Genomic DNA, 13,059 nt, shown 5'->3' with positions numbered 1-13,059 from the left:
ATTAATCTAACGCGATAAAGAAGTCGTGCAGCGCGATGGATGATTAATCTAACGCGATGGAGAAGTCGTGCAGCGCGATGGATGATTAATCTAACGCGATGGAGAAGTCGTGCAGCGCGATGGATGATTAATCTAACGCGATGGAGAAGCCGTGCAGCGCGATGGATGATTAATCTAACGCGTTGGAAAAGTCGTGCAACGCGATTGATGATTAATCTAACGTGATGGAGAAGTCGTGCAACGCGATGGATGATTAATCTAACGCGATGGAGAAGTCGTGCAACGCGATGGATGATTAATCTAACGCGATGGAGAAGTCATGCACCGCGACGGATGATTGATCTACCTGGCTTTGCCGGTCCCGTGACTACTGGTTGCATCTGGCGGCGCCCTGAATCCTCATTGCCCCTCGTCACACCTCGCTCGGTTCCTCCTCGGCGAGCAGTTCGAAAAGGACTTCGACCAGCTTCGGATCGAGGTTCGACCCGCTCATCCCCTTCATGGTCCAGAGAAGCTCGTCCCGGTCAAAACCCTTGCGGTAGGGGCGGTCCATGGTGAGCGCGTCGCAGATGTCGGCTGTGGCGACGATCTGGGCCTCCAGAGGGATCTTGTCTCCGGCAAGCCCAAAGGGGTATCCCTTGCCATCGTAGCGCTCGTGGTGGTACAGGACGATCTCCTGGACCGTTTTCGAGAGGTTCGCCTTACGCACCACCTCGCGCCCCCATTCCGGGTGTTTCATGACGATGGAGAACTCCTCCTGGGTCAGGGCGCGTTCCGCGTTGAGGATCGCTTCCGGGACGCCGATCTTGCCGCAGTCGTGTAGCCAGCTGCCGTACCTTATCTCCTGCTGGGTGTCCTCCGAGATCCCCAGACGCTCCGCCAGGCGCAGCGCAAGCGTCGCCACGCGGTCGCAGTGCCCCTTCGTGGAGGCGTCCTTAAGCTCGATGGTTTGAGCGAGGGAGTGCAGGATGAACTCGTCCTCCCGTTTGAGGGACTGCAGCACCCGGTAGCGCCGTAGCCCGTCCTTCACCGCGCGCAGCATATCCGCCTTCTTCCAGGGCTTCAGCACGAAGCGGAAGACCTCTCCGCTGTTGATCGCGGCAAGGGTGGTCGCGAGATCGGCGCTGCCGGTCATCATGATCTTCACCGTGTGCGGCGAGACCTCCTTGATCCGCGACAACAACTCGACCCCCCGCATACCCGGCATCTCGTTGTCCGAGACCACCACAGCAACCGAATGGTGCTCCACGATCTCGAGGGCCTCCATCGCCGAGCCGGCGGTGAGGATGTTGAGCCCCCGGTTCTCGAAGAGTTCGCTGGTGTAGGCAAGGTAGCTCCTCTCGTCGTCGACGAACAGGACCGTCTCGCGTTGTAGCTCTTTGGTCGGCATCTTCAAGATCTCCGATGGCTCATTAAGCAGCCGCCTTGTACTTATCGGCACGGACGCTCATTGGGAAAGCAAAAAATGCACATCCGGCAAACTCGTAGTGTTTTTGCGGTGCTAGCTCGCCGCTCTGCTTGACAAGGCAGGCAAGAGCGGTACCATCCAACGGTGGAATCTGTAATTAAAACCGAGCCCGCGCCTTTCTATGAGAACGCGTCCAAGCTGGGGCCGGAGCAGGTTAAAGGGGGATATCATGCTGGCATCGAAGACCTGGTTCACGGTGACGCAAGCCTGCGAGCACTTCGGCGTGGAAGAGGAGCGTCTGAAGGTATGGATCGACGAAGGGGTGATCCGCACCGAGGAAGAAGGTGGGAAGATAGTGAGGGTAAACGGAGACGATATAGAGCTTAAAGTGGCAGAGCTGACAGGGATCTGAACCAAATTGACCATTGATTGACAACGTTTTCGCACGGCAGGCAGATGGCACGCAATGAGTGTCTTGTATACGCATCGCTAAAGCTTTTTCGGTGAATGACGAATAGCAAAGGTAGCGACGCAATTGCCCTCACTGTTTTCCATTGTCAATTGTCCATCGTCAATCATCAATTGTTGTAAAGGGGGTTGCCTTGAGCAACAGCATAACGTTCGAAGAGATCATGTTCACCATCATGTCGGCCACCCAGGACACCTTCAAGAGCTACATGAACACGGACATCTTTGCCGGCAAGGTAGAGAAGAAGATCAACCCGCTGCACTCCGACGTGGTCGGGATCGTGGGGGTTGCCGGCGACCGCGTCGGCTATATCATCTTCGCCACGGAGAAAGGGCCCGCGGAGCAGATCGCCAAGGACCTGCTGATGATCGAGGAGGCCGATGACGAAGCCATCTCGGATGCGGTCGGCGAGGTGGCGAACAACATCGCCGGCGTCTTCAAGACCAAGTACCACGAACAGTACGGCAGTGTCGCCCTGGGGCTTCCCCTGGTGCTGTCGGGGCGGCTGCGTCCCATGACCGATCCCCCCGAGGCCTGCACCACGGACGGGAGCATGAGCGTGCAATGTAAAGGGGTTACCATCCCCTTCACCACCATGGACGGCAGGCTCCATTTCCGGGTCATGGTCTACATGTAAAGAGGGAAGGCCTGGACGTGGGACCGCACCGGGCCGACTGAAACGGCTCCTCCACCATCCACATGAAAAAGCCCCCGCTGCCATTACGGCAACGGGGGCTTTTTTCGTCCTACTGTCTGTCTTCCCTACTAGATCCCAAGCTGCTTGAAGAAGTCGTTCCCCTTGTCGTCCACGAGGATGAACGCCGGGAAGTCCTCAACCTCGATCTTCCAGACCGCCTCCATGCCGAGTTCGGGGAAGTCGATGCACTCGACCTTCTTGATGTTCTCTTCAGCGAGGATCGCGGCCGGGCCGCCGATGGAGCCGAGGTAGAAGCCGCCGTGCTTCTTGCACGCGTCGGTTACCTGCTGCGAGCGGTTACCCTTGGCGATCATGACCATGGAGCCGCCGTTGGCCTGCAGGAGGTCGACGTAGGAGTCCATGCGCCCTGCGGTGGTCGGGCCGAAGGAGCCGGAGGGCTTCCCTTTCGGGGTCTTTGCCGGGCCGGCGTAGTAGATCGGGTGGTTCTTAAGGTACTCGGGGAGCGGCTTGCCGGAGTCGAGGATCTCCTTGAACTTCGCGTGCGCGATGTCGCGGCCGACCACGATGGTGCCGGAGAGCAGCAGCGGTGTGGATACCGGGTGCTTGGTCAGTTCGGCGAGGATATCTTTCATCGGCTGGTTCAGGTTGATCCTGACGCCGTGCTCGTGCTTGCCGCGGAAACGCTCGGGGATCAGGCGGCCCGGGTTGTCGTCCATCTGCTCGACCCAGATCCCTTCTTTGTTGATCTTCGCCTTGATGTTGCGGTCCGCGGAGCAGGAAACGCCCATGCCGACCGGGCAGGAGGCGCCGTGGCGCGGCAGGCGGACGATGCGTACGTCATGGGCGAAGTACTTGCCGCCGAACTGGGCGCCGATGCCGCTTTTCTGCGCCTCTTCGAGGAGGAGCTTCTCGAGTTCGAGGTCGCGGAAGGCCTGGCCGTGCTCGTTGCCGCTCGTGGGGAGCGCGTCGAGGTACTTGGCGCTGGCAAGCTTCACGGTCTTAAGGTTTGCTTCGGCGCTGGTGCCGCCGATGGCGAAGGCCAGGTGGTACGGCGGGCAGGCCGCGGTGCCGAGCGTCTTCATCTTGGCGACCAGGAACTTCACGAGGCTGTCCGGGTTAAGGAGAGCCTTGGTCTCCTGGTAGAGGTAGGTCTTGTTGGCGGAGCCGCCCCCCTTGGCCATGAAGAGGAATTTGTACTCGGCCCCTTTGGTGGCGTAGAGGTCGATCTGGGCCGGGAGGTTCGTGCCGGTGTTGATCTCCTTGTACATGTCGAGCGCGACGGTCTGCGAGTAGCGCAGGTTCTCCTCGGTGTAGGTCTTGTAGACCCCCTTGGAGAGGTACTCTTCGTCGTTGGCGCCGGTCCAGACCTGCTGACCCTTCTTGCCCATGACGATGGCGGTGCCGGTGTCCTGGCAGATCGGGAGTTCGAAGTTGGCGGCAACCTCGGCGTTTCTCAGGAAGGCGAGGGCGACACCCTTGTCGTTCTGGGAAGCTTCCGGATCGGCCAGGATCTTCGCTACCATCTCGTTGTGTTCGGGGCGGAGCAGGAAGGAGAGGTCCTTCATGGCGGCGTTGGCCACCACGGTGAGAGCCTCGGGTGCGACCTTGAGGACCTCCTGGCCATCGAAGTTGGCGACCGAAACGTACTGCTTGGAGTCCGGGATGAGGCGGTACTTGGTGGTGTCCGGCCCGAGCGGGAAAGCTTCCTGGTACTTGAACTCTGGAGTTGCCATCGGTTCTGTTCTCCTTTGCGTGGGATTGATGGTGATCGGCTGGTATCGGTGCCTGCCGGGAGTGCGGCAGAAAATTGTATACAGTACTGCCGGAATATATTGCAAATGTCTTACTTTGTCGAGAGGTAAGTTGGCCCGAATGAAGCCCAAAAAGAAAGGCCCGTCCTGAAATGCCGGACGGGCCGTGGAAGCGGTTGAATCGCCTATCGTCGGCGAGGGCGCCTAGCATCTCCCCCCGGAGGGGGGAGGCTGGGAGGGGAGAGGCGCAAGGGAGTGATGGGCGGAGGGGGCGTTAGTCGCGCGGCGTGAAGAGCCTCATCACGCGCGGCGGGAGCGCCCGGTAAGGGAGCGTCGTCCCGGCGACGGCTGCCGCGCGCTGCAGTGCCGCAGAGGTGACCGTCGGGTCGATGACGATGCCGTTGCGGACGAAGTACACCATCTGGCGCTGGGCGAGCTGGAAGGTGACCGGGGAGCTTGCCTGGTCGATCAGCATGCCGTGTGTCGCATCCTGCCGGTCGAACTGGAAGTATCCTTCACGCGGGGTGGTCGCGGCGGCGTCCCCCGCCGCGGTAGCTATCTTGAAGACCGGTACGCCGTCGGCAAGAGTCATCATGAACGGCTCCGGTACGCGGCCGGAGAGGTAGCTCAACTGGTCGAAGCCGGGCGCCACGGCGAGCGCCGCGGGAGCGCCGAGCACGCCGCGTCCGCCGAGGGCATCACCCAGGTAGCGGGTCGCCGAGTTCGGGATCACCAGGTCGCCGTTCAGCGGCCGGCCGTCGGCGAAGCTCGTGGTGGTCGCCTCCTGCATCAGGAGGCGTCCGGAAAGGCGCGAGGGGAGGAGGGCTGCCGTAGCGAGGTTGGGGAGGGGCGTCGTCATCGTCGCCGGATCGACCGGGTCGAGTACGGACTGGGTAAGCTGGAAGAACTGCTCGTAGGTCGGGGTTCCCGACATCACCCCTTGCGCGGCGAGCCCCGCGTTCAGGCTCGGGCCGAAGTCGGCGCTGTCGCGCAGCAGGTAGGCGATGCGCCCGCCGGGGACGCTGAAGAGCCCCTTCATGTCGGAGTCCAGGCTCGCCTGCGTGTAGGGAGGTGCGCCGGTGCCGCCGGACAGGGTGGTGTTGCCGGCAAGGTAGTAGGCGCCGACGATGGAGCCCAAACTGAGAGCTACGTACTTCGGTTTGATCGCCGGATTGGGCGCGTGTGTTCCCAGGGGGGCGAACCCTTGTGCCGCGAAGGGCGCGCCGAAGGTCGGGGTGGCGAGGACCAGTTCCAGCCGGTCCAGGGTGAACGCGGCCTGCTGGATGTTGGTCCGTGCGGCGAGTGGCGCGCCCAGGGCGATGAAGTCCTCGCCCCATTTCGTTCCGGTCACGTGTCCGGGCAGGGCGAGCTCGCCGTGCAGCGGGAGATCGATGGCGACCACGGCGTAGCCTGCCCCGTTGAGCGCACCCGCCACGGCGATGGCCTGCTCCTTCCTGCCGTTGATGCCGTGCTGGAAGATGACGAGCGGCCACCCGCCAGCGGGGGGCGTGCCGGCGGGCGCGAAGTAGACGAAGGGGACCTGTCGTTCGGTGTAGTAGAAGCCGGTGAGCCGTCCGGTCCCCGGCTCTCGGTACGGCTGGAGCACCGCGCTCGCCGCGCTGTAGCTGCCGAAGGCGAGGTTCTGGTTCATGGCGGGGTTGCCGCGTGCGACCACCGGGTTCGTCGAGACGTCGGCGCTGGTGAAGCTCCCGGTGACGACGGAGCCGACCGCCGGCGGTACGACGACCGGGAGACCGGTCCCAGCGAGGACCGCGCCCCAGTAGACGGCGGGTGCGAGGGTGGCGGTGACCGTCGCGGCGTTGAGTCCGGCGCCGAGCCAGCTCTTGCCCGAAAGCCCGCCGGGGAGGTCGCTCCCGGCGGCGAATGCCCTCAGGGCGGTTTCCACGGGGAGGATGCTTCCGAGCGGATCGGCGGGGTCGACGGTAATGAAGCCTGCCGCGGTGGTGATGAAACGCCCGAGGAGCGCGATCTGGCTGCGGCTCGTCACCGTACTCTGGGTAGGAGCCGCGATCAGGTCGTTCATGACCTTTGCGTAGCCCGAAAAGAGGACCTTGCCGTCGGCGTCGGTCGTATTCTGCCGGATGCGCTCCAGGGGGGAGAAGGGCCCTCCCAGTGCCGCGGTGGATTTGAGCGCCGAGAAGTAGACGGAACTTCCCACCGAGCCGCCGGTGGCCGCGTCCTTCACACGGTTTGTGACCAGGTAGAGGTACCGGGTCGCAGGGAGGAGCGGGAACTTAGGGAAGAGCGAGACGTCGCCGGCGCCGGGACGGTAGCTGAAGGTGAAGCCGGCGGTCACGTCGGTGAAGCGAAGGGGCGCGTTCTCGGTGGCGTCGGGGAGGGCGCTGTCGGCGCCGACCTGGAACACCCTGATGTTGCTTCCGTTCACCGTATCCGGGCGCAGCGGCCGCGCGAAACGGATATAGATAGGGGCGTTCACCCCGGCCACGGCGCCGGTCCCCCCGACCTCGTACCGGTTCACGTAGGCAAGCGCCTCCAGAGGTTGCATCTGGCGGTTCGCGGGGCGCAGCCCCACCACTCCCGTTGCCGGGTCGGTGTACTGGGTGATGGGGTCGGGCGCCGCTGCCGTAGCGAGCACGTTCGGGAGCGGGACGACCCCGGCGCTCGGGTCGAATAGGGCGGTGTTGGGGCTCTCCTCCTGGTGGACGCCGGAGTCCGAGCCGCAGCCGGCCAGGGTGAACAGCAGGCAGATGACGCAGATAAGGCGTAGCAGTTGCTCTCTCATGTGCTCTCCTTCGCGGCCGGAGGGGCCGTCCTAGAAGGTAAGGTTCAGGTTCGCAGCGAGGAGGTAGGCGTCGCTCTTGAACGTGCCGTTAGCCCCCCTCAGGTTGGCCATGTCCTGGTTTTGCACCTTGCGGTCGACGAAGTGCACCCACATGTAGGCGAGGTCGAGGGTGGCGAGCGCGTTGCCGATGCCGGTGCCGACGGAGAAGCTGTGCCGGTCCGCGTCGGGGAGCAGCGGGTCGACGGTCGCGCCGGGGACCGGGGTGTTGTCGAAGCTGTAGCCGGCGCGCAGGGCGAAGCGCGGGGTGACCCGGTACTCGCCGCCGAACTTGTAGCTCCAAACGTCGCGCCAGTTCCTGGGATCGGGCTGGTCGTTGAAGGCGGCGAACTCTGCGGAGTGAAAATCGATGAGGAGCTTGTCGAAACTGCTCCAGCCGGTGCGGGTCGCGTCGAACTCGAGGGTGACTTTTTCGGTGGGGCGCCAGGCGACGGCTAGGTCGAGGGTGTCGGGGAGGGTGATCGTTGTGGAGGCGCTGCTGCTTGCCCTGGCACGCGTATAGGGGAAGAGGGCGGTGTCGCCAAGGCCGATGGCGCCGAGGCCCGTCGGCGTGGTGGCGAGGTAGTTCGCCTCGCCGTCGATATGGAGGGTGATCTTGCTGCGGTAGGCGATCCCAAGGCTCACCTCGGAGCGCGGCTTCCAGAGAACGCCCAGGTTGTAGCCGAGATCAGTCGCCGTGCCGTCGACCCCCATGGAGCCGAGCTCGTACGCCCCGATGGGGGGCGCCGGCGCGGACGGGTCGATCACCGGGCTGTAGAGCGCCTTTTGCAGCGAAACGACGGCGTAGGTGACGTCGAGTCCCGCCGCCACGGCGAGGTTCAGGTCGTCGAAGCGGTACGCCGCGGTCGGCTGTATGTTGATCGGCTTGATCGATGCGATCTGCACCTGGTTACGGAAGACGCTCGAGTCATCCCAGGTCTTCGAAAGCGGGTACATGGAGTTGACGGCGATGCCGAAGGAGACGGGGAGGTTGTCGGGGGAGTAGGTGGCGTAGACGGTCGGGGCGATGAAGATGTCGCGCCGGGAGCGCTCGGTGACGGAAGTGGTGCCGGTGTCGAGGGGCGGGGTGCCGGAGAGCGGCGTGGTCCCGTTGAACTCGGTCTGTGGGACGATGATCCCCAGGGCGCCGAGGTTCACCTGTATTCCCGGCAGGAAGGCGATCCCCGCCGGGTTGAAGTAGAGGGCGCTCGGGTCGCTCGCCTGGGCGGCGAAGGCGTTCGCCATCCCCATGGCCCTGGCCCCCTGCTCGCTCACCTTGAACCCCGCGCCTTGGCACAACCTGCCATGAGACAAACCGGTACAGAGCAGCAGAGCACACAGAAGCCGTTTTCTCATGTGATCCCCCCTTGGCGGCGGTCGTCTGCCGCGCCCGACTGCAAAGCTGCAGCGGCGCGTCAGGCGGCCTTTTACGGCCGAAGGGGATCTGGCTTTGACGGCAGCGCCGTCCCATGTGAACCCCGTGTGGCCGGAAATAATTAGCGAGTGCTAACAATATCGCCGGTCAGGGGGAAGTCAAGGGGAGGCGGCCAGGATCTGCCGTGCCGCAGCGCGAGCCCAAGGGGGGACTCCGGTGCGCTGCGCGGACTGTCGATGGGAACGCTCAGTGCACCGTCTTTTTCCGCACCATCCCTTCCAGCATGCGGCGCAGGGCATCCTCCTCTACGAAGCAGAAAAGCGCACTGGAGCCGAAGGCGATCTCGACGGAGCCTCTTCTCTTTTTCATGGTGACATCCACCTCGTGCACGCCGTTGCCGAGCAGCCCGTGGTAGACCTGCTGGATGCTGCTGCCGCTTCTGAGGGCTTCCTTGCTCCGCATTTCGAAATACACGACCTGGTCCAGCGCGTCATTGGTCAGATAGATCATGGTGCACCTCCTGTTTTGTACAGGAAACCACGGGTGTGCGACAAAATATGTCGCAGCTGGTGGAGTGCGGTTGTAAGGGAGGGGAAAGCGGCGTGGGCGTGGCGTCGAAAAGCTTGACAATCCGGCGGGAAATGCCACATTGGGCCATCTTGGGGACAGGGGGGCGCGATGGAGTCAGACCGTATCAAGTGGGACGAGCGTTACAGCGGGAAGGAGCATTTCTTTTCTTTCAGTCCGTCGCGGCTTCTGGCGAAGAGCCTGGAGCAGATCCTTGCCCTGGTGCCGGGGAGGCGCGCCCTCGACCTCGCCTGCGGAGAGGGGCGTAACGCCATTTTCCTTGCCCAGCACGGTTTCCGGGCCTGCGGCGTTGATATCTCTCCCAAGGGGCTGGAGCGGGGTGTACGCCGCGCGGCCGAGGTCGGGGTCACGGTGGAGTTTGTCGAGGCGGACCTTGACCTGTGGCGCCCAAGCGAGAACTACGACCTGATCCTCAACTTCAACTTTCTGATGCGGGAACTGATCCCGAGCCTGATTGCCGCGCTGGCCCCGGGGGGCGTGCTTTTGATGGAGACCATCCTCGACGCACCCGGGATGCCGGGAGAGCACCGGAAGGATTTCTTGTTGCAGCCGGGAGAACTCGGGCGGATCTTCGGGGGCTATCCGGGGAAGGTGCTGCTGCTTGAGGAGGATGTGGACGCCCCGGAGATGCCGGTGGCGCGGGTGATGTTCCAGAAGGAAGGTTAAGGCGGCGATCAAGGTTGAGCTAAGGGCTCAGCGCCCACTGCGGCAACCTTGATCCCGGTTCCGTTATAACTTATTTCGTCCCGACGTAGACCGTGGCAATGCCGCCGGTCAGGTCGAAGTGGTGCACGTCCTTGAATCCGACCTGTTGCATCATCCCCTTGAACTCGTCGCGGGAGGGGAACTCCAGCACGGAGTCAGGGAGGTACTGGTAGGCGCTGAAGCGGGAAAAGGCGCCGCCGATCTTCGGGAGCACCTTAAGGAAGTAGAAGTGGTACAGATCCTTGAAAACGGGCAGGGTCGGCGTGGAGAACTCGAGGATGACTATCTTGCCCCCCACCTTGAGGGCGCGGCGCATCTCGGTGAGCCCCTTGATGCGGTCCACTACGTTGCGGATGCCGAAAGAGATGGTGGCGGCGTCGAAGGTGCCGTCCTCGTACGGGATGTCCTCGCAGGGGGCGACCTGGAGTTGGATGCGCTGCGCGTGACGCGACTGCTGCACCTTGACGCGCCCAAGCTCGATCATCTCAGGGGTGAAGTCGATGCCGACGATTTCGACGGAGGCGGGGGTCTGCGAGGCGATCTCCAGGGCGACGTCACCGGTGCCGGTGGCGACGTCGAGAACCTTGCCCGGTCCCTTCACACCGATCTTGCCCACTGCGAAGCGACGCCAGCGCCGGTCGATCCCAAGCGACAGCAGTCTGTTCAACAGATCGTAGCGCGGGGCGATGCTCCCGAACATGGCGCGAATTCGTTCACCCTTCTCCGACAATGCGTACATTTTCCCTACCTTTTTCGTCCGTGAAATGCTATAAAATCTAGCCTCTTCCCTGTGGGGGAGCCCAGCACAAGGCTTGATTCTTAACACAAAGCGCACCGGCATGCCAGCAAAAAGCGGCCGCTATCGCCTCACCACCCGCGCCCCGCCGCCGCACGCCCATCCGTCCGCGCCGCCCAAGGAGGCACCTGTTGTTCCCGCAAATCAGGCCCCAGGACATCGCTGACATTCTGATCATGACCTTCCTGGTCTATCAGCTCTACAGCTGGTTCAAAAACTCGAAAGCGCTTCAGGTCGTGATGGGGCTCATGTTTCTCGGTGTGATCTACTTCGTCACCAAGAGCCTCGGCCTCTTTATGACCAGCTGGATCCTGCAGGAGTTGGGGACCGTGCTCCTCGTCCTGCTGATCGTCGTTTTTCAGGCTGAGATCCGGCAGGCCCTTTACCGCCTGAGCCTTTTGCGCAACCTGTTCGAACACCAGGAGAGCACGGTCCGCCTGGACCTGCTGGAATTCTCCGCCACCATCTTCTCGCTCGCCTCGCAGCGCACCGGCGCCCTGGTCGTTTTCCAGCGTGAGGAACTCTTAGACGATCTCATCCTGCACGGCGTCCCCATGGACTCCCTGGTGAGCGGCTCCCTCGTCGCAAGTATCTTCATCCCCGGAGCGCCGCTGCACGACGGGGCGGTCCTCGTCAAAGACGGCAGGGTGGCACTCGCCTCGTGCCATCTGCCGCTTTCGGTGAGCGCGGAAGTGCCGCAGCACCTGGGGACGCGGCACCGCGCCGCTCTGGGGCTGTCGGAGCGCTCGGATGCGGCGGTAGTGGTGGTTTCCGAGGAGCGCGGGGCGGTGTCTCTTGCCGTGGACGGGAAGCTCGAGGCGATACACACGCAGGCGCAGCTGCACGAACGGCTCACCTCGCTGTTGCAGCCGTTGTCGCGCGAGGCGGAGCGGGTGGGGATCATGCGGCGGCTCTTTGCCAACTTCTGGCCCAAGGTCGCCATCTTCTGCTTCGTGGTGGCGAGCTGGCTTTTGATCACCTACCGCCAGGGAGAGATCCTGAGCGTCACCGCGCCGGTAACCTTCCACAACCTCCCGGAGAACCTGACCCTCACTCGCAGCTATCCCGATGAGATCGACCTGCAACTGAAGACCTTCTCCAACCTCGTCGGCTCTCCGAAGAATCTCGATATCGTGGTCGATCTGGACCTGGGCAAGGTGCACGAGGGGGCCAACACGGTGCAGGTCAGCAAGGACCAGATAAAGCTTCCGCCGGGCGTAGTGGTGGTGAACCTCGACCGCTCGCTGGTGCGTGTGACGGCCGAAAAGAAACAGCCGAAAGCGTCGGGACGCAAGCGGTAACTCCCTAAAAGTTGTTGCCGTTTGCCCGATATGGAGCTAAAGGGTTGTCATAAAAGTTGACAGGGCACATCGTTTGTTATATAAATTGACGCACCCGCTGTTTTTTCTAAAACAATGAAGGAGGACTCATGATAAGAAGCCTGAAGCTCTTGACCGTGTGCATCATCATGCTCTCCCTCCCTTCGCTCGCCTTCGCCGCAAAGACCCATCGCGTAAAAAAGCACGAAACCCTATATTCGCTCGCCAAGAAATACAACGTCACCGTGGAAGAACTGAAGGCCGCCAACAACCTGGTGGGCAACAGCGTCAAGCCGCGCGTGCTCCTGGTCATCCCGCCGCGCTCCGTCTCTGAAGGCAAGAGCGCATCCGCCGGCGATACCAAGACGTACAAGGTGAAAAAAGGCGAGACCCTTACCCGCATTGCCAAAAAGACGGGGGTTTCCGTTGCCGAACTGAAGAGGCTCAACGGCCTCAGCAGCGTGAGGGTAAAGCCGGGGAAGATGCTGGTACTCAGGGAAAGTGCGCCTGCGGAAGAGCCGAAGGTCAAGGTAGCAAAGAAGCTCCAACTGCGTCATCCGGACCTCTTCAACGAGAAGGATTACGAGCAGAGCCTGCAGGAGTTGGCCTCGCTCGAACCCGAGCAGCAGGTCGACCTTGCCAAGAACGCCGAGTTGAAGGTGGACAGCCTGAAGGAGCTGAAGAAGTCGGCATATGGCTTCCTCGGCACCCGCTACCGCTTCGGCGGCAGCTCCCGCTCCGGCATCGACTGTTCCAGCTTCGTACAGCATGTCTTCAAGGAACTGGAAGTCTCTTTGCCGCGCACCGCGCGCGAGCAGTTCGAGGTCGGCAACGCCGTAGCGCCGGGGGACCTGCAGAGGGGGGACCTGATCTTCTTCGCCACCTACGCTTCGTATCCCTCCCATGTCGGTATCTACCTCGGCAACAACAAGATGATCCATGCCTCCTCGCGCGACCGCAAGGTGGTGATCTCCTCCCTCAATACCTCCTACTACCGCTCCCGTTTCCTGGGGGCCAAGCGCATCGCCAAGGTGAACCCGGAAGTCTTCAGGCTCGACGACCTGATCCTCGGTGTCGAAGAGGACAACTCCGACAACGCCATGGAAGAGGACGGCCTCTCCAGCAACTAGCCCCGTCCCTGACAATCATTCAACGAATCCGGCCCTCGGGCCGGATTTTTTTATGGACGC

11 protein-coding genes are annotated in these 13,059 nt (G+C 62.6%); 5 read left to right on the top strand and 6 right to left on the bottom strand.

What is annotated here, in order from left to right:
- Positions 1-412 precede the first annotated feature (412 nt).
- Positions 413-1,390: an HD domain-containing phosphohydrolase gene (locus E4633_RS19660; RefSeq protein WP_135872946.1), complete on the bottom strand. Its 978-nt coding sequence runs from the start codon at positions 1,388-1,390 to the stop codon at positions 413-415.
- Positions 1,391-1,637: 247 nt separating this feature from the next.
- Between E4633_RS19660 and E4633_RS19655 the strand changes: the two genes are divergently transcribed.
- Positions 1,638-1,820, top strand: a complete 183-nt coding sequence (locus E4633_RS19655) for a MerR family transcriptional regulator (protein ID WP_135872944.1) — start codon at positions 1,638-1,640, stop codon at positions 1,818-1,820.
- 190 nt (positions 1,821-2,010) lie between these two features.
- Positions 2,011-2,514 carry a chemotaxis protein CheX gene (locus E4633_RS19650; RefSeq protein ID WP_246014742.1) on the top strand — a complete coding sequence of 168 codons (504 nt, stop codon included), beginning with the start codon at positions 2,011-2,013 and terminating at the stop codon, positions 2,512-2,514.
- A 128-nt stretch (positions 2,515-2,642) separates the two neighbouring features.
- Here E4633_RS19650 and E4633_RS19645 read toward each other — a convergent pair whose 3' ends face one another.
- From E4633_RS19645 to E4633_RS19630, 4 genes are all read right to left on the bottom strand, one after another.
- Positions 2,643-4,268, bottom strand: coding sequence for a fumarate hydratase (locus E4633_RS19645; protein ID WP_135872942.1), 1,626 nt, complete (start codon positions 4,266-4,268; stop codon positions 2,643-2,645).
- 292 nt (positions 4,269-4,560) lie between these two features.
- Positions 4,561-7,050 (bottom strand): hypothetical protein, encoded by a 2,490-nt coding sequence (locus tag E4633_RS19640; protein WP_135872940.1) that lies wholly within the window; start codon positions 7,048-7,050, stop codon positions 4,561-4,563.
- Between the two features lie 30 nt (positions 7,051-7,080).
- Entirely contained in the window at positions 7,081-8,442 is a 1,362-nt protein-coding gene (locus E4633_RS19635; protein ID WP_135872939.1) for an OmpP1/FadL family transporter, read from the bottom strand.
- Positions 8,443-8,707: 265 nt separating this feature from the next.
- Positions 8,708-8,971 carry a hypothetical protein gene (locus E4633_RS19630; protein ID WP_135872938.1) on the bottom strand — a complete coding sequence of 88 codons (264 nt, stop codon included), beginning with the start codon at positions 8,969-8,971 and terminating at the stop codon, positions 8,708-8,710.
- A 168-nt stretch (positions 8,972-9,139) separates the two neighbouring features.
- Here E4633_RS19630 and E4633_RS19625 point away from each other — a divergent pair, with 168 nt between their 5' ends.
- Complete coding sequence (locus E4633_RS19625; protein ID WP_135872936.1) at positions 9,140-9,715, top strand: class I SAM-dependent methyltransferase; 576 nt, start codon at positions 9,140-9,142, stop codon at positions 9,713-9,715.
- A 70-nt stretch (positions 9,716-9,785) separates the two neighbouring features.
- Here E4633_RS19625 and ubiE read toward each other — a convergent pair whose 3' ends face one another.
- A complete protein-coding gene (gene ubiE, locus E4633_RS19620) occupies positions 9,786-10,493 on the bottom strand; it encodes a bifunctional demethylmenaquinone methyltransferase/2-methoxy-6-polyprenyl-1,4-benzoquinol methylase UbiE (RefSeq protein ID WP_135872934.1) in 708 nt (235 codons plus the stop codon).
- Positions 10,494-10,681: 188 nt separating this feature from the next.
- Here ubiE and cdaA point away from each other — a divergent pair, with 188 nt between their 5' ends.
- Both cdaA and E4633_RS19610 read left to right on the top strand, forming a co-directional pair.
- Positions 10,682-11,851: a diadenylate cyclase CdaA gene (cdaA, locus tag E4633_RS19615; RefSeq protein ID WP_135872931.1), complete on the top strand. Its 1,170-nt coding sequence runs from the start codon at positions 10,682-10,684 to the stop codon at positions 11,849-11,851.
- A gap of 128 nt (positions 11,852-11,979) precedes the next feature.
- Entirely contained in the window at positions 11,980-12,999 is a 1,020-nt protein-coding gene (locus tag E4633_RS19610) for a C40 family peptidase (protein WP_135872929.1), read from the top strand.
- Positions 13,000-13,059: the final 60 nt, after the last annotated feature.

Source organism: Geomonas terrae, from assembly GCF_004791675.1.
GTDB classification, from domain to species: Bacteria; Desulfobacterota; Desulfuromonadia; order Geobacterales; family Geobacteraceae; genus Geomonas; species Geomonas edaphica.
Note: the sequence above shows the minus strand (reverse complement) of the source record. Positions and strands in the feature narration are given on the sequence as shown.

Bases quoted from the DNA above. Each gene is read 5' to 3' on its own strand.
- E4633_RS19660 (WP_135872946.1), bottom strand. From the start codon at position 1,390: ATGCCGACCAAAGAGCTACAACGCGAGACGGTCCTGTTCGTCGACGAC.
- E4633_RS19645 (WP_135872942.1), bottom strand. From the start codon at position 4,268: ATGGCAACTCCAGAGTTCAAGTACCAGGAAGCTTTCCCGCTCGGGCCG.
- E4633_RS19625 (WP_135872936.1), top strand. From the start codon at position 9,140: ATGGAGTCAGACCGTATCAAGTGGGACGAGCGTTACAGCGGGAAGGAG.
- E4633_RS19610 (WP_135872929.1), top strand. From the start codon at position 11,980: ATGATAAGAAGCCTGAAGCTCTTGACCGTGTGCATCATCATGCTCTCC.
- E4633_RS19655 (WP_135872944.1), top strand. From the start codon at position 1,638: ATGCTGGCATCGAAGACCTGGTTCACGGTGACGCAAGCCTGCGAGCAC.
- E4633_RS19635 (WP_135872939.1), bottom strand. From the start codon at position 8,442: ATGAGAAAACGGCTTCTGTGTGCTCTGCTGCTCTGTACCGGTTTGTCT.
- ubiE (WP_135872934.1), bottom strand. From the start codon at position 10,493: ATGTACGCATTGTCGGAGAAGGGTGAACGAATTCGCGCCATGTTCGGG.
- E4633_RS19630 (WP_135872938.1), bottom strand. From the start codon at position 8,971: ATGATCTATCTGACCAATGACGCGCTGGACCAGGTCGTGTATTTCGAA.
- E4633_RS19640 (WP_135872940.1), bottom strand. From the start codon at position 7,050: ATGAGAGAGCAACTGCTACGCCTTATCTGCGTCATCTGCCTGCTGTTC.